This window comes from Mesorhizobium sp. NZP2298 (genome assembly GCF_013170825.1).
In the GTDB taxonomy this organism is placed as follows: domain Bacteria; phylum Pseudomonadota; class Alphaproteobacteria; order Rhizobiales; family Rhizobiaceae; genus Mesorhizobium.
In genome coordinates this window covers 2,655,586-2,670,415 of sequence record NZ_CP033365.1, presented here as the reverse complement: position 1 = coordinate 2,670,415, position 14,830 = coordinate 2,655,586, and the positions used below count along the sequence as shown (strand labels likewise).

Genomic DNA, 14,830 nt, shown 5'->3' with positions numbered 1-14,830 from the left:
GTGGCACCTGATGGAAGGAGTGAGACAACGTCAGCCCGCGAAGCGCGGTTCGGGCAGGCCGCGTACGCCGACATCGAGAGCAAGGACGCCGCCGGCGTGAGGCTGCTGCTTCAATGCCTCGGGCGAGAGATCCCAGATGGCGGACGTTACGTAAAGCGTCGAGAGATCGGAGCCGCCGAACATGCAGCTCGTCGGTTTCTGGACGGGCAATGGGACGATGCGGTCGACACGACCGTCGGGTGCGTAACGCACCAGCCGCCAGCCGTCCCACTGCGCATTCCACAGGAATCCTTGCTCGTCGATCGTCGACCCGTCTGGGTTCCCTGGTTGCCCCGCGCAATCCGTGAACACACGGCGATTGGCGATCGCCCCACTTTCCAGGTCGAAGTCGTAGGCGAAGATCGTACGGATCAGTGTATCGGCGAAGTAGAATGTCCGGTCATCCGGGCTCCAGGCCAGGCTGTTGGAGATACCGATGCCTTCCTCCATCCTCGTACAGGAAAGATTAGGATCGAGACGATACAGGCCGCCCGTACGGTTCTTGAGGGTATCGTCCATCGTCCCGGCCCAGAAGCGGCCGCGCCGGTCGCACTTCCCGTCATTGAAGCGATTGCCGGGCTTGTCGGCCTCGGGGGCGGCGAGCCGTTCGATGCCACCGGTCTTCGGGTCGAAAAAGGCGAAGCCGGAGGCCAGCGCCAACACGATGCCTCCCGCCTCACGCAGCGCCAGTGAGGCGACTCGCTCGGGCAGCCGCCATGTCAGGGTTTCGCCGGAGACGGGATGAAAGCGCTGCAGTAGGCAGCCTTCGATGTCCACCCAGTAGAGTGCCTGTTCAGCGGCGTCCCACACGGGCACCTCGCCCAGCCTGTTCGCGCAGTCGACGACGCAGCAAACCTCCCGCTCCAATGCCGCTATTGTCATGACCTCTTCCTCCTCCTCGAGAGCCGCAGCGAGTAACCTGCGACCGCAAGCAACGTGAGGCCACCCGTCCAGATATACTGGTAGTAGGCGGAAACCTGCATCAGATTCAGCGCGTTCTGCATCACGCCGACCGCCACGGCGCCGAGCAGGACCCCGATCGCCGTGCCGCGTCCGCCGAACACAGAGACGCCGCCGACCACGACAGCCGTTACCGAGGCGAGCGTAAAGGTCGATCCTGCCTGTGGATCGCCGCTTCCGATGCGCGCGGTCACGATAAGACCGGCTATGGCGGCGCAAATGCCGCAGAAGACATAGGCGGCCGCGCGGATCCAGGATGTCCGGATTCCCACCGCCAGACTTGCCTCGCTGCTCGATCCGACGGCATAGAGCCGCTGACCGAGGCGGCCCCGCAGCATCAAGTATTCGAAAGCAATGTAGACAAGCACGATCACGAGTGCCGCGGCCGGCACCGGGCCAAGCGAAGTCTCGAAGAAATCGAGGAAATCGTCACTCACCAGCCCGCCGGGGCTGGGCCGGACAATCAGAGCGAGACCGAATACGACCGAGTACGTGGCAAGCGTCGCGACGAGGTCGGGAATTTTCAACCGCACGATCATTAGGGCGTTGACCAGGCCCGTCGCCGCACCGGCCGCCAGAGCAGCACAGATGGCAGCCACGACTCCAGCGCCACCTTCGGTCGCGGCAAGGAAGGAGGCCATGGCCGTGACGAGACTGATGAGGGGGCCGACGGACAGATCGATGCCGCCTAGCACGACCACGCAGAACTGCCCAAGCGCAACGAGAGCCAGCGGCGCCACCTGCGCGGCAATGTTCGACAGGTTGCGCGAAGTCAGGAAGAAATCGGAGTAGCGGGTCGTCGCCAAGCCCAGCAATGCTATGAGGACCAGCAGCAGCAGCGGACCTATATAGCGCGAAAGCAGGGCAGAACCGGCCGCCAAGCCGCTTTTCGCCGCGGCCGAAGGAGTTGTCGCGCCGCCGATCAGAGACGTTGCAGCCTGCGGATCGCCATGCGTCTGCCCGGCCTCGACGGCGCTGCCGACGATACGCTCCTCCGTTGCTTCGGCGCCGGCGATCTCGTCGACGATCCGGCCCTTGGAGAAGACGAGGATGCGGTCGCTCAACCCTATCAGTTCCAGCAGGTCGGAGGCGACCAGGATGACCGCCGCGCCGGCGTCGGCCAGAGCGCGGATGCGCCGATAGATCTCGAGCTTGGTGGCGACGTCCACGCCGCGGGTCGGATCCTCGAAGACATAGACCTTGGGATCGCCGACGGTCCATCGGCCGAGCACGACCTTCTGCTGGTTGCCTCCCGATAGCGTGCGTACAGCCTGCTCGCCCGACGCCGCCTTGATCGCGAAACGCGACATTGCATCGCGTGTCTCCTGGCGCTCGCGGGCGCTGGGGATGCGTCCAAGACCAGCCCATTCCGCCAAGTGTGGAACAGACAGATTCTCGCGGATGGAGTGCGGCATGAACAGGCCCTCGCGATGCCTGTCGCCGGGAACATAGACCAAGCCGGCCTTGATGGCGTGCGCGGGCGCCTTGAAACGCGCCTGGTTGCCGTCCAACATCACCGAGCCGGCGCAGGGAACCAAGCCAAAAAGAGCGCGAGCCACATCGGCCTGGCCATTGCCCTGGATGCCTCCGAAGCCGACGATCTCTCCGGCGCGAACACCGAAGGAAAGGTTGCTGAAGAGACCGGGGCTCGAAAGCGACTCGACCTTGAGCCGCTCCGCGCCCACGGCTTGCGCGCGCGGTGGATAGGCCAGGGCGAGATCGCGCCCGACCATCATCGCCACGAGCTTCTCATGGTCCACTGCCTCGCGGTCGACCGTCCCGACGAGTTCACCGTCCTTGAGAACCGTGATGCGATCGGCGATCGCGAAGACTTCCGGCAATCTATGGGAAATGAAAATGACTGCTGTGCCCTGCCGCTTGAGCTCGGTCACAATCGAGAACAGGCGTTCGATTTCAGCCGCGTCGAGGGCCGAGGTCGGCTCGTCGAGGATCAGGACAGAAGGATCGCCCGTCAATGCCCGCGCGATCTCCACGATCTGACGTTCGGCGACCTCAAGATCCCTGACCAGGCGATTCATCGGCAAGGTAACGCCGAGACGACCGAGGATAGTGCGCGCACCCTCCTCCATGGCCTGACGATCGACAGTGATCGCCCCACCGGGCTCGCGTCCCAGCCAGATGTTCTGCGCTACGTCGAGATCGGGAACCAGGCGCGTGTCCTGGTAGACCATCGCGATGCCGAGACCCTGGGAATGGCGCGGTCCGGTGATGTGCACCTCGCGCCCCTGGACGAGGATCGTTCCCGCATCAGGTTTCCAGACGCCGGCGATGACGCGCATGAGGGTCGACTTGCCGGCGCCGTTCTCTCCCATCAGCGCATGGACCTCGCCTGGACGGCATGCGAACGAAGCGCCTTTCAGCGCCTTGACGCCGACAAAGCTCTTGTCGATGCCTCTCAGTTCTAGCGCGTAGATTTCCGTTCCAACCGCCGGGTCATGCTGCATTCGGTGTCTTTCAGGCAAGGGCGGGCCGCATCCTGGCGCGGCCCGCCGGTCGGTTCTTCCAGCCCTCAGCTGAAGAGCTTCTTCAGTTCATCGTCCGTCAGCAGCGTATCGACGAACACCCCGTCGGGCAGATCCTTTTTGATGAACTGGCTGTAGTTGCTGTCATCCATAAGGACCGGGCTGATGATCTGGCGCTTGGGTACGTCCTGACCGGAAAGCAGCTTCATTGCCGTGCGCAGCGCAACGACGCCTTCCCATGACGGCTCGGAGACGCAGCCGATCTTGAACTTCGGATTGGCCGCCTTCTGCGCGTCATAGAGCTTGAGAAGCCCGTTGTAGTCGTCACCCGTGGCGGGCACCAGCGGACGGTTCGCCGCCATGAGCGCCTTGAGCCCCCCTGCCGCATCTTGCCCGCCATCGCACCAGATGCCGTCGATCTGCGGATAAGCGGCGATCAGGTCCGCCATGACCACCTTGGCCTTGTCTTCTTGCCAGGATGCATCCTTGAAGGCGAGCACCTCGATGCCGGAACCGAACTGAGTCTGCGCGCCTGCCCAGCACTCGGCCGTGTAGGAGTTGCCAGGCAGGCCGCCGAGGGCGACGATCTTGCCCTTGCCGCCCAGCGCATCGTTCAGGAATTTGCCCGTGGTTGCGCCCTTCTTCTTCGGATCTGTGCCGATGAAAGCAGTCCAGTTGTCTCCTTCGACCGGCAGATTGAAGGGAATTGTGACGATACCGGCCCTGGTTGCTTTCCTCAGTGCTGGAACAACCGCCGTGCCCGAGTTCGGTATGACAAGCAGGGCATCGACGTTCTGCGCGATCAAGTCCTCGATGTCATTGACCTGCTTGGTGATATCACCCTGGCCGTCGACCGTGATCAGGTCGTATTTGTCCTTGTTGGCGGCAGCCTCGGTCTGCATGGAAGCAAGGTTCTGCGTACGCCAGGTGTTTCCCGAGAAGCCGTTCGAGAAGCCGATACGCATCTTGCCCGACTTTTGCGCGCCCTTGGCCATGTCGGCCGAGCCTTCGATCTTGGCGTTGCTGATCACGTCGGCCAAGGCCCCACGGGTGAGTGCGAAGGAACCGATGGCGGCCCCTGCGCCCAACGTCAGCAGTTTGCGGCGGTCGATAGTATGTTCTGTCATTGCTCTCCTCCTTTTGGAATTTCACCGTTCATCGGCACTCGCGCCGATTAGCCGGTAGACGATCACGCTCAGGGCGATGAGAACGCCCTGGATGACGTATTGGGCGCCCGTGGATACCTGGGCGATGTTGGTGAAGCTGTTGAGTTCAGTTACGAACAGCGCGCCGGCGACGGTGGCAAGGACGCTTCCAATGCCACCCGTAAGGGCTGTTCCTCCGACAACGACGGCGACGACCGAGGTCAGCAGGAACTGGTTGCCGATGCCGAGGCTCGGATTGCCGATATAGGCCGTGAGCAGAAGGCCGCCGAGCACGGCCAGCATGGCTGAGAGCGCATAGGCGATGACCAGCACGCTGCGCGCCGGCACCCCCATGAAGCGCGCCGCCGTCTCGTTGGCGCCGACCGCGTAAATCCACCGGCCGAGCGTCGTGCGTCGCATGATCCAGGCCAGCGCAATCGTTATGGCCAGCCAGCACAGGGCGCTCGCCGGAAGGCCGAAAAGCGAGCCCTGACCAACCACGTTAAAGGCCGGCGCGGAGGTTCCGTACGGCGCACCGCCGGTATAGACGAGGGCCGCGCCGAACAGGATGGCGTTCATGGCCAGGGTGGCGATGATGGGCGCCATGCGAAGGACTGCGATCAGAATCCCGTTGATCACGCCGACCCCCAATCCAAGCGCCAGGCAACAGGCCAGCGCCAGCGGAATGCGCTCGTTCTGGCCCATCATCATGCTGGTCGCGAGTATGTTGGTCATGGTGACGACACCCGCGACCGAGAGATCGATGCCGCCGACGAGCAGGGCAAGGGTCTGACCCGACGCGACGAGCCCAAGGAAGGCCGTGACCTGAAGGATGTTGAGGATCTGCTCAGGTTTCAGCATGGCGGGCGAGAAGAAACCCGCCACGGCGTAAAGCAGGATCACCGCGACCCAGACCGGATAGCGACGCATCATGCCAAGCGCCTGGCTCATTATGCGAACTTCCCTGTTGTCATCGGGTCGTGCACGATGCTTCCTCCAAAACTGGCATGCGCTGTATCACGCACCCATCATAAATGTAAACAGGTTTGGCTTAAGATTCATGCAAAAATTGCTTGACCTATCATATAGGTTGAAGCGATAAGGGGCGAAATGACTGTGATGACAAAAATACCTGAAACTGGCGATACTCCGCAGTCGCTCGTCGACACCGTAGCGGACAGAGTGGTTGACCATATTCGCACCAACGCACTTGCGCCCGGCTCCCCGCTCCCCAGCGAGTCGGCGTTCGCCGTCGAAGCAGGCGCCTCACGCGCGGTCGCCCGCGAAGCATTCAGAAGTCTGGCTGCGTTGCGGCTGATCGATGTCGGCAACGGCCGGCGCGCGCGCGTGGCACCCGCGGACGGTTCCGCCATCGGCCGCATGATCGACCATTGCGTCTATACCAACCAGCTTTCCGTCCAGCAGATATTCGACGTGCGCCGCACGATCGAACTCAGGACGGCCGCCCTCGCATCATTGCGGCGCACCGACCAGGAGGCTGACGAGATTTGTGCGATCGCAGACGGGATGAAGCGGAGCTTTGCCGCGACAGGAGACGTGATGGAACTCGATATCTCTTTCCACGCTGCCGTGGCGCGCGCGTCGCGCAACCCCCTTTTCGCCTTGCTGGTCACATCCTTCGCTTCCGTCACGCGGCAGAATTGGGCGATCGGTTGGGCCGCCCGCCCGACCGACGCCGAGCGCATGGGCAGCATCGAAGGCCATGGCACAATCGCCGTTGCCATTCGGAAGGGTGACGCAAGGGCGGCCGAGAAGGCGATGGCGGACCATTTCGATCTCACCGTCCGCGCCCTTCTCACCGCCGGAGTCATTTGATCCGGGGCACGGTTCCAACCCTTGAATACTGCCGCATCGAAATCGAGTTGAGCATGGGTGCAATCCCCTACTTTGACCTGACGGGCAAGACCGCGCTGGTGACTGGGTCATCCGGCGGACTCGGCCTGGCCATGGCCCGCGGTCTGGCGGAAGCCGGCGCCGAGATTGTTCTCAACGGGCGTGATCCAGACAGGCTCACGCAGGCGGCCGAGAGCTTCGGCGAGCGCGCGGGACAAGTTCACTTCAGTGTGTTCGACGTATGCGATGAAGAGGCGATCAAGGGCGCGTTCGGGCGCCTCGACGACGAGGGTCGCGCCATCGATATCCTGGTCAACAATGCCGGCGTCCAGTTTCGCCGGCCGATGCTTGAGCTGGAAAGCGCCGATTGGCGGCGGGTGCTGGAGACCAATCTCACCAGCGCCTTTATCATAGGTCGCGAGGCCGCCCGCCGCATGATTGCAAGGGGTGGCGGCGGCAAGATCATCAACATAGGTTCGCTGACCAGCGAGGTGGCGCGGGCCACCGTCGCCCCCTACACGGCAGCGAAGGGCGGCATCAAGATGCTCACCCGCTCGATGGCGGCCGAATGGGCGGCGCACGGCATCCAGGCCAATGCGATCGGCCCGGGCTACATCGATACCGAAATGAACAAGGCGTTGACGTCCGACGCCAAGTTCGATGCCTGGGTCAAGGGTCGCACACCTTCGGGCCGATGGGGCCTGCCAAAGGATCTGGTGGGAACCGCAATCTTCCTCGCATCGGCCGCCTCGGACTACGTCAACGGCCAGATCATCTATGTCGATGGCGGCATGCTTGCCGTCCTCTAGCCGAACACTTCAGGGAACCAAAATGCTCGGTGTCGTCGTCCATGCTCCTCTCGATCTTCGGATCGAGGAAATCACCAATACCGAACCTGGACCAGGTGAGGTTCAAGTCCGGATATCGACAGGCGGAATCTGCGGTTCGGACCTGCATTACTTCAATCACGGTGGGACGGATTCGATCCGTCTGCGCGAACCGATGATCCTCGGGCATGAGATCGCCGGCACCATCGCGGCTGTTGGCTCCGGGGTCTCCGGCATCACACCAGGAACACGCGTAGCGATCAATCCCAGCCGGCCCTGCGGTGATTGCGAGAATTGCCGGGCCGGTCTGCGCAACCACTGCATCAATATGCGCTTCATGGGCAGCGCCATGCGCTTCCCTCATATCCAGGGCGGGTTCCGTGAAATGCTTTGTGTCGATCGGGATCAGGTCTTTCCCGTCGCCGAGGGCGTGTCGTTGGGCGAGGCCGCGATGGCCGAGCCGCTTGCCGTGTGCCTGCACGCCGTCAGGCGGGCGGGACCGCTGGAAGGACGCAAGGTGCTGGTCACCGGCTGCGGCCCGATCGGCATTCTAACCATCATGGCCGCCCGCCATGCCGGCGCGGCCGGGATCGTCGCGACCGACATCCACGACTCCGCCCTTGCTCTGGCGCAAAAACTTGGGGCCGATCATATCCTGAACGTGGCGGAGGAACCTGAGTCGCTTGCCGACCTCGCCGGGCGGAACGGCGCGTTCCACGTCCATTTCGAAGCCTCTGGAAGCGCCTCGGTCCAGCGCGGCGCGCTCCCTCACCTGCGTCCGCGCGGCATATTGGTGCAGCTTGGTCTGGGAGGCGATGTCGGGCTTCCCCTCAACCTGATCGTGACGCGCGAGGTCGACCTTCGCGGCAGTTTCCGCTTCGATGCGGAGTTCGAGGAGGCCGTCGCTTTCATCAACAGCCGGCAAATCGACGTAAGGCCACTGCTCAGCGCCGTTTTTCCGCTCGACCGGGTGCTGGAGGCCTTTGCGCTTGCGAACGACAAATCGAAGGCGACAAAGGTCCAGATCAGCTTCGGTCAGGACATGTAGCACTAACCGGAAGACCGGGAGACGATGCTCGATCGCCGGTGATTCATCCACTCAGGGCCGCCGGCGTGCGGCGAAGACCGACCGATGGAGCCGCCAAGTCCATGAAGATCACCGCAATCCGCACCTTGAGGCTGCAAGAGTTCGCCAATGTGCTCTGGGTCCAACTCGAGACCGATGCCGGCATCACTGGGCTCGGCGAGACATTCTACGGCGCCGGCGCCGTGGAGGCCCATATCCACGAGGTATTGTCCAGCCGACTGCTTGGCCGCGACCCCCTTCACATCGAGGCGCTCTCGCGCGAACTGGTGAACCTGCCGCTGGCGCAATCATCCACCGGCGCGGAATACAGGGCTGCTTCCGCGATCGATCTGGCGCTGTGGGACATATTCGGCAAGGTCTGCGACCTTCCTGTCCACCAGATGCTGGGCGGCGCCTGCCACAAGCGCATCCCCGTCTACAACACCTGTGCGGGCTACGGCTATGTGCGTTCGAACCGCATCAAGCCCGTGGACACCTGGAACATGGGAGCGTCGGACGGGCCTTACGAAGACCTGGTCGCCTTCATGACCGACGCCGGCGCATTGGCCGAAAACCTGCTGGAAAGCGGCATCACAGCAATGAAGATATGGCCCTTCGATCCCGCCGCGGTGGAGAACGATGGGCGCTTCATCACGGCAGCGCAGCTTCGCGCCGCTCTTTCGCCGTTCGAGAAGATTCGCAAGCGGGTAGGCGACAGGATACAGATCATGGTCGAGTTCCATTGCCTATGGAACCTGCCCAGCATCAAGCGCATCGCACGCGAACTGGAAGCCTTCCAACCAACCTGGTACGAGGACCCGATCCGCATGAACTCGACCTCGGCGCTTTCCGAGCTTGCGGCGCACACCTCGGTGCCCATCTGCGCCTCTGAGACGCTGGGATCGCGCTTCCCCTACAAGGATATGCTGGAGGCGGGCGCGATCGGCATTGTCATGACGGATCTGGTGTGGACGGGCGGGCTCACCGAAGGCCGCAAGATCGCGGCACTGGCCGATACCTATCACCGTCCCTATGCGCCGCACGACTGCACGGGACCGGTGGCGTATGTGGCGGCAGTCCACTCGTCCTTCTCGCAACCCAACACGCTTATCCAGGAATCGGTGCGCGCCTTCTATACCGGCTGGTACAATGAACTGGTCACGGAGCTGCCACGTGTCGTCGACGGTCACGTTCTGCCCATGGAGGGACCGGGGCTCGGCACGGAGTTGCAGCCTGCCGTCTTTGAGCGCCCCGATCTCTCAACGCGCCTTTCGCAGATGTAGGGGTAATTCCCATCGTGCCCTAGGCTCGGGCCCGGACTCAATTGAGCCACCAGGTTATTTCGGCTGCGAGAGGCTTCCAGCAAGGGAGTTTCTCGCGAGCTTGTCGTATCGGGCGGCCGAATCGCGCAGCCAGTTACAGACTGCCCCTTCATGCGACTTCTCGAGTACAACTAGCGAACATACAGCAGGCTGAACGTCAACTTTTTGACGCGTTCAACAGCGTTTCAATCTCGAGTTTCGCTAGTGAAAAAGCGAACGAAGAGTCAGGTCGCCTCTTGCATCCTCCTTTGCGTCGATGCGGAGACCGACAAAACGATCGATTGTCCACGAGGTGGTGTCGTGGGCCACTGGAATCCGATCTAGGCCTCCCCCTTCTTTGCTTTGGCAAAGCCGCGATCCGTTGCGATAAACCGTTCCAGCATCGGCGCGATCAGGCGCGATGGATTGATCTCAAATGAGCTTCGGAGCTTATTTGCTCTTCCCGCGCCAATCCTCCACGAGCGAAAAAAGAAACGAGCCTGACCAGGTCAAAAGGAGCAGGCCGTTCAGTGGTGTGATGGACGTGATGAGCCGCATTTCGCCAATGGGTATCACGTTGTTGTAGCCGAGCGAGGCGTAGGCCTCGGCGGCATAGTAAAAATAGTCCATGCTTGACGGGAAGGCCTTTCCGCCGAAATCACCTAGGGAAAGTGTCTGGTCCGCCAGATGAAATATGGCGGCGTAGATGCCAATCTCGAGAAGATGAAGCCCGACCAGGCCGCAGATGACGAAGAGCAGTGCAGGATAAGCGCCAGTGGACTTGCGTGCCAATTTGTCGAGGCGCTGGATTGCTTCGTAGTGCAAAGACGACGACCCAATGACCGCGGCGAACGTCAATGTGATGGCAATTAGCATGTTCATGGAATTATCTCGCTAGCGACGCTTCGCCCATCTGGTATGGCCCTGGCGAAGGCATGATCGCGTGCAAGTGGACCTTAAAAAGGCGAGAATCCCTGGCCTCGCCGGCGCGCGATTAGACCGATCGCCGTACCCTGAAATTGTCGCAATGATGATGAAGACCTGAGGTGGCCAAATGGGCCATGTGTCTTGGCATTCCGGAGAATAGGCTTGACGAAACAGCTAATCTTCGCGTTCGCAATTGCTTTTCAGTCCACTGCCGCACTGGCGCTACCCTGTGAAGGAAGCCGGCTGGCGGTTACCGCCCCGAGTTGGTCGGTAACAAGCCCGGCGCCCGGGTCGTACCGGATCACGGTCGGCTTGCAAGGCCAAGCCGAACCGATGAAGAGTGCCATAGGCAGAATTTACTTCATCGACAAAAGAGGCGGCGTAATTTCCTCCACCAAGATCGACAGGCATTTGCAAATCAATCCCGGCAGTTGGACAAAGCAAACGACCAAATCGAACAATGCTCGATGGCGCCAGTTGGTTGGCATGAACCACTCTGATGTTTCGGTGAGCACCTGCGTCCATTCCGCGAGCTTCGAAGACGGAACGACCCAGGCATTTTGACCGCATCAGCCATCCGACACCGCTCCTGATCATCCGTGACACACGTTTTGCGCGCTCAGCTATAGCTCGTCGAAGTTGCGACAGGTCGTGGCCGCCGGGAATGAGATGCTCCGATGATCGATGCCAGCATGCATGGCAGCTGACCTCCTACAGCCAGTTATCGCTACAGAACCCCTGTAGCCGGTGGCTGGTGTCCGCAATTCGTTCCGATTTGCACCTTGAAGATGACCGTTGCCTGGTTGGCACGACATGTCTGCAGGGCCGGGCCGCCATCCGCTGAAATGTGTTCGAGCAGGCACAGATCCAGCGACGGTCCTTCCAGCCCAACCGGAACGAGCAGACGCATATCCGCAAGGTCACACCATTCGAGCATCGGCTTCTCCACACGTGAATGGGCGGTCGGGAGAAGCACGAAAAGACGCTCCTGCCAAAACACCTCGGCGCTGCAGGTCTTGTCGGCCCCGATGTCGTGCGTGAGAAAGATGGCGAAACGCCCGCGGCGTAGGGTGGCCAGTCTCTGCCTGGCTTGGACATCCTCAATGGTGAGCCTGATGTCTGGATACACTTGAACCGATCCGTGACGTGCAGTCCGTGACAGTGCCCTATCCCCGCGCGCTTTAGCTAGTTGGCGCGAAGTGCCCCGATCACGGCGGCCGTAACCTCTGCCGTGCTGGCAGCACCGCCAAGATCCGGGCTCAGAAACTCTCCGCGGTCGGTGACGATTTCGATCGCCACCATAAGGCGACGCGCTGCAGCCGCCTCCCCGAGATAGTCAAGCATGAGGCTTGCTGTCCAGAACGATCCAAGCGGATTGGCCACGCCCTTGCCGGCGATGTCGAACGCCGAACCGTGGATGGGTTCGAACATGGACGGATGCCGGCAAGACGGATCGATGTTCGATGTTGCGCCAACGCCAAGAGAACCTCCAAGCGCAGCAGCCAGATCCGAGAGGATGTCGGCATGGAGGTTGGTCGCTAAAACCGTATCGATGCTGCCGGGCCTGTTGACCATTCGCTGGGTCATGGCATCGACTAGCATCCAGTCGACAGTCAGACCGGGGTAGTCGCGAACCACCTCGCGAACGACTTCGTCCCAGAGCACCATGCCGTGACGCTGTGCATTAGATTTTGTGACGACGGTCAGTAGCTTTCGGGGGCGCGACAGAGCAAGGTCACAGGCAAAGCGGGCGATCCGTTCGATCCCGGTTCGGGTAAAGACGGCTACATCCATGCCGACCTCTATCGGCAGGCCGCGATGGGCGCGACCGCCAACGCCGGCATATTCGCCTTCGGTGTTTTCGCGGACGATTACCCAGTCGATCTGCTTGCCGAGGTCGGGCCGCAGCGGACCGGTCAGTCCAGGCAAGAGGCGCGTCGGCCGCACATTGGCGTACTGGTCGAACCCTTGGCAGATGGCAAGGCGTAGCCCCCAAAGTGTGATATCGTCGGGGACATTCGGGTCGCCCACTGAGCCGAAATAGATCGCATCGAAGCCCTTAATCTGATCGAGGCCATCCTGCGGCATCATGCGGCCGTTGCCGCGATAGTAATTTGAACCCCAGTCGAAGCGCTTGAAATCGAAGGCAAGATCCGGTTCGGCAACCGTCAAGGCTTCGAGCACCTTCACCCCGGCCTCGATGACCTCCGGTCCAATACCGTCACCACCAATGACAGCGATCTTATGCGAGGCCATTCCAGGCTCCTCTTCGAGGGCAACGACGATAGCGCCAGCCATTCCTTCGGTATTGGGCCCCCATGAGGCCGAGTAAGTTCCCTAAAAAGAGGAATTGTATATTTGCCCTAAAAAGGAGGCCAGGCCTGCGGGGCGACTTGGAAGGCGCCTGTAGCAAAAGCCTTACTCCTTCACTGCCCCTGTCATCGAGGAAACGTAGTGTTCGACAAAGAATGAATAAAGCACCACCACCGGCAGGGAGCCGATCAGTGCGCCCGCCATCAACGCTCCCCATTCATAGACGTCCGAGCGCACCAGCTCGGTAAGCACGCCGACCGGAACGGTCTTGTTCTCGGAGGACTGGATGAAGGTCAAGGCGTAGATGAATTCGTTCCACGACAGGGTGAATGCGAAGATGCCCGCGGAAATCAGGCCCGGCACCGACAGAGGCAGCACGATCTTGGTGAGGATCTGCCAGCGGCTCGCTCCGTCGATAAGCGCGCATTCTTCCAGCTCGAACGGTATCGAGCGGAAGTAGCCCATCAACAGCCACGTGCAGAACGGGATGAGAAAGGTCGGGTAGGTAAGGATCAGAGCGAACGGCGTGTCGTAAAGGCCAAGGTTGAACACCATTACCGACAGTGGAATGAACAGGATCGAGGGCGGTACCAGATAGGCCAGGAAGACCGCCAGACCGACCTGGCGCGCGCCGGAAAACCTCAAGCGTTCGATCGCATAGGCCGCAAACACCGACGCAAGCAGCGACAGGAACGTGGCGGCGGTCGAGATGATGATCGTGTTGAGCAGCCAGCCGGGGTACGACGTCTCGAAGAGAAGATAGCGGATATGCTCAAGCGTCGGATGCACGACCCAGAATGGGTTGAAATTTGCATAATCCGTCATCTCGAGATTGGGTTTCACCGCCGTGATCGTCATCCAGTAGAACGGGAACAACAGCACGATGACGAATACCAGTAGCGGCACATAGACGGTCACAACGCGGCGCGGCAGACTCTGAAGGTAGCCCATGCCGCCTTCGTCTGTATCCGCACGAGTGCTCGTTTCGATCGCGGCCATGTCAGTCTCCGCCACCCTGCTGCCATTTGCGGCGCTGCAGGCCGAAATAGCTGAACAGGATTGCCGCAAGCAGGAATGGAATCATGGCAACGGCGATTGCGGCGCCCTCGCCAAGCTGGCCGCCGGAAATGCCGCGCTGAAACGACAGCGTCGCCATCAGATGGGTGGCGTTCACAGGCCCGCCGCGGGTGAGCACATAGATCAGCTGGAAATCGGTGAAGGTGAAGAGCACCGAAAAGGTCATGGTGATGGCGATGATGGGGGTGAGCAGCGGCAACGTCACGTAGCGGAACAATTGCCAGCGGCTGGCACCGTCAAGCGTCGCGGCCTCGTAGAGCGACTGCGGAATCGTCTGCAGGCCGGCAAGCAGTGTGATCGCCACGAAGGGAATGCCGCGCCAGACATTGGCGGCGATCACCGACGCCCGAGCGTTCGTCGGATCGCCAAGGAAATTGATGCGATGGTCGATAAGGCCCATCTGCTGCAGCGCCCATGACAGGATCGAGAACTGCGCATCGTAGATCCACCAGAAGGCGATGGCCGACAGCACCGTTGGCACCACCCACGGCAGCAGGACGATCGCGCGGAAGAACGATTTGAAGGGCAGGTTTTGATTGAGAATGAGCGCCAGCCAGAGGCCGAGCGCGAATTTTAGGATCGAGGCGCTGATCGTGTAGAGCAAGGTGTTGAAGACGGAGAGCCAGAAGACGGCGTCGCTCCAAAGGTATTCGTAGTTCTCGAGGCCGATGAAGATGCCGGGGCGGCCGATGCGAGCATCGGTGAAGCCAAGCCATACGCCAAGACCGAGCGGATAGGTGAGGAAGACCAGCAGCAGCGCCGCCGCCGGCAGCATGAAACCGAAGCCAAGCGCATTGCGGCTTTCGCCCCAGCGCGACAGGGTCCGCGACAGGATCGA

General features: G+C 61.5%; 15 protein-coding genes. 5 read left to right on the top strand and 10 right to left on the bottom strand.

Annotated elements, in window-relative coordinates:
* Window positions 1-30: 30 nt before the first annotated feature.
* From EB231_RS12920 to EB231_RS12905, 4 genes are all read right to left on the bottom strand, one after another.
* On the bottom strand, window positions 31-921 hold the full coding sequence (locus EB231_RS12920) for an SMP-30/gluconolactonase/LRE family protein (RefSeq protein WP_206681908.1): 891 nt from the start codon (window positions 919-921) through the stop codon (window positions 31-33).
* Window positions 918-3,464, bottom strand: a complete 2,547-nt coding sequence (locus tag EB231_RS12915) for an ATP-binding cassette domain-containing protein (protein WP_172349139.1) — start codon at window positions 3,462-3,464, stop codon at window positions 918-920. Before EB231_RS12915 ends, EB231_RS12920 begins: the two co-directional genes overlap by 4 nt.
* 65 nt (window positions 3,465-3,529) lie before the next feature.
* A complete protein-coding gene (locus EB231_RS12910) occupies window positions 3,530-4,609 on the bottom strand; it encodes an ABC transporter substrate-binding protein (protein ID WP_172349138.1) in 1,080 nt (359 codons plus the stop codon).
* Window positions 4,610-4,630: 21 nt separating this feature from the next.
* On the bottom strand, window positions 4,631-5,578 hold the full coding sequence (locus tag EB231_RS12905; RefSeq protein WP_172349137.1) for an ABC transporter permease: 948 nt from the start codon (window positions 5,576-5,578) through the stop codon (window positions 4,631-4,633).
* Between the two features lie 168 nt (window positions 5,579-5,746).
* Here EB231_RS12905 and EB231_RS12900 point away from each other — a divergent pair, with 168 nt between their 5' ends.
* The 4 genes from EB231_RS12900 (at window position 5,747) to EB231_RS12885 (ending at window position 9,657) form a co-directional block, all read left to right on the top strand.
* Window positions 5,747-6,463: a FadR/GntR family transcriptional regulator gene (locus EB231_RS12900; RefSeq protein WP_172349136.1), complete on the top strand. Its 717-nt coding sequence runs from the start codon at window positions 5,747-5,749 to the stop codon at window positions 6,461-6,463.
* Between the two features lie 53 nt (window positions 6,464-6,516).
* A complete protein-coding gene (locus EB231_RS12895; protein WP_172349135.1) occupies window positions 6,517-7,290 on the top strand; it encodes an SDR family oxidoreductase in 774 nt (257 codons plus the stop codon).
* Window positions 7,291-7,312: 22 nt separating this feature from the next.
* On the top strand, window positions 7,313-8,356 hold the full coding sequence (locus EB231_RS12890; protein ID WP_172349134.1) for an L-idonate 5-dehydrogenase: 1,044 nt from the start codon (window positions 7,313-7,315) through the stop codon (window positions 8,354-8,356).
* A gap of 101 nt (window positions 8,357-8,457) precedes the next feature.
* Window positions 8,458-9,657, top strand: a complete 1,200-nt coding sequence (locus EB231_RS12885) for a mandelate racemase/muconate lactonizing enzyme family protein (RefSeq protein WP_172349133.1) — start codon at window positions 8,458-8,460, stop codon at window positions 9,655-9,657.
* A 359-nt stretch (window positions 9,658-10,016) separates the two neighbouring features.
* On the opposite strand, the gene EB231_RS12880 is transcribed toward EB231_RS12885, so the two are convergent.
* Together EB231_RS12880 and EB231_RS12875 are read right to left on the bottom strand one after the other, a co-directional pair.
* Entirely contained in the window at window positions 10,017-10,079 is a 63-nt protein-coding gene (locus EB231_RS12880) for a DUF2274 domain-containing protein (RefSeq protein WP_246741017.1), read from the bottom strand.
* A 46-nt stretch (window positions 10,080-10,125) separates the two neighbouring features.
* The gene (locus EB231_RS12875) at window positions 10,126-10,557 is read right to left on the bottom strand and encodes an ion channel (RefSeq protein ID WP_172349132.1); all 432 of its coding nucleotides are present in this window, start codon (window positions 10,555-10,557) and stop codon (window positions 10,126-10,128) included.
* 207 nt (window positions 10,558-10,764) lie between these two features.
* Here EB231_RS12875 and EB231_RS12870 point away from each other — a divergent pair, with 207 nt between their 5' ends.
* Window positions 10,765-11,166: a hypothetical protein gene (locus EB231_RS12870; RefSeq protein WP_172349131.1), complete on the top strand. Its 402-nt coding sequence runs from the start codon at window positions 10,765-10,767 to the stop codon at window positions 11,164-11,166.
* Window positions 11,167-11,329: 163 nt separating this feature from the next.
* Here the strand turns inward: EB231_RS12870 and EB231_RS12865 are convergent, their stop codons facing one another.
* From EB231_RS12865 to EB231_RS12850, 4 genes are all read right to left on the bottom strand, one after another.
* Window positions 11,330-11,731 carry a LysR substrate-binding domain-containing protein gene (locus EB231_RS12865; protein ID WP_172349130.1) on the bottom strand — a complete coding sequence of 134 codons (402 nt, stop codon included), beginning with the start codon at window positions 11,729-11,731 and terminating at the stop codon, window positions 11,330-11,332.
* A gap of 56 nt (window positions 11,732-11,787) precedes the next feature.
* The gene (locus EB231_RS12860; protein ID WP_172349129.1) at window positions 11,788-12,858 is read right to left on the bottom strand and encodes a tartrate dehydrogenase; all 1,071 of its coding nucleotides are present in this window, start codon (window positions 12,856-12,858) and stop codon (window positions 11,788-11,790) included.
* Window positions 12,859-13,020: 162 nt separating this feature from the next.
* Window positions 13,021-13,905 carry a carbohydrate ABC transporter permease gene (locus tag EB231_RS12855; RefSeq protein ID WP_445299316.1) on the bottom strand — a complete coding sequence of 295 codons (885 nt, stop codon included), beginning with the start codon at window positions 13,903-13,905 and terminating at the stop codon, window positions 13,021-13,023.
* Between the two features lie 10 nt (window positions 13,906-13,915).
* On the bottom strand, window positions 13,916-14,767 hold the full coding sequence (locus EB231_RS12850; RefSeq protein ID WP_413813938.1) for a carbohydrate ABC transporter permease: 852 nt from the start codon (window positions 14,765-14,767) through the stop codon (window positions 13,916-13,918).
* Window positions 14,768-14,830 lie beyond the last annotated feature (63 nt).

What these genes read in the sequence shown, in the direction of transcription:
- EB231_RS12885 (WP_172349133.1), top strand. Translation starts at nt 8,458, where the DNA reads ATGAAGATCACCGCAATCCGCACCTTGAGGCTGCAAGAGTTCGCCAAT.
- EB231_RS12900 (WP_172349136.1), top strand. Translation starts at nt 5,747, where the DNA reads ATGACAAAAATACCTGAAACTGGCGATACTCCGCAGTCGCTCGTCGAC.
- EB231_RS12875 (WP_172349132.1), bottom strand. Translation starts at nt 10,557, where the DNA reads ATGAACATGCTAATTGCCATCACATTGACGTTCGCCGCGGTCATTGGG.
- EB231_RS12890 (WP_172349134.1), top strand. Translation starts at nt 7,313, where the DNA reads ATGCTCGGTGTCGTCGTCCATGCTCCTCTCGATCTTCGGATCGAGGAA.
- EB231_RS12910 (WP_172349138.1), bottom strand. Translation starts at nt 4,609, where the DNA reads ATGACAGAACATACTATCGACCGCCGCAAACTGCTGACGTTGGGCGCA.
- EB231_RS12920 (WP_206681908.1), bottom strand. Translation starts at nt 921, where the DNA reads ATGACAATAGCGGCATTGGAGCGGGAGGTTTGCTGCGTCGTCGACTGC.
- EB231_RS12860 (WP_172349129.1), bottom strand. Translation starts at nt 12,858, where the DNA reads ATGGCCTCGCATAAGATCGCTGTCATTGGTGGTGACGGTATTGGACCG.
- EB231_RS12905 (WP_172349137.1), bottom strand. Translation starts at nt 5,578, where the DNA reads ATGAGCCAGGCGCTTGGCATGATGCGTCGCTATCCGGTCTGGGTCGCG.
- EB231_RS12915 (WP_172349139.1), bottom strand. Translation starts at nt 3,464, where the DNA reads ATGCAGCATGACCCGGCGGTTGGAACGGAAATCTACGCGCTAGAACTG.
- EB231_RS12895 (WP_172349135.1), top strand. Translation starts at nt 6,517, where the DNA reads ATGGGTGCAATCCCCTACTTTGACCTGACGGGCAAGACCGCGCTGGTG.
- EB231_RS12850 (WP_413813938.1), bottom strand. Translation starts at nt 14,767, where the DNA reads ATGCTGCCGGCGGCGGCGCTGCTGCTGGTCTTCCTCACCTATCCGCTC.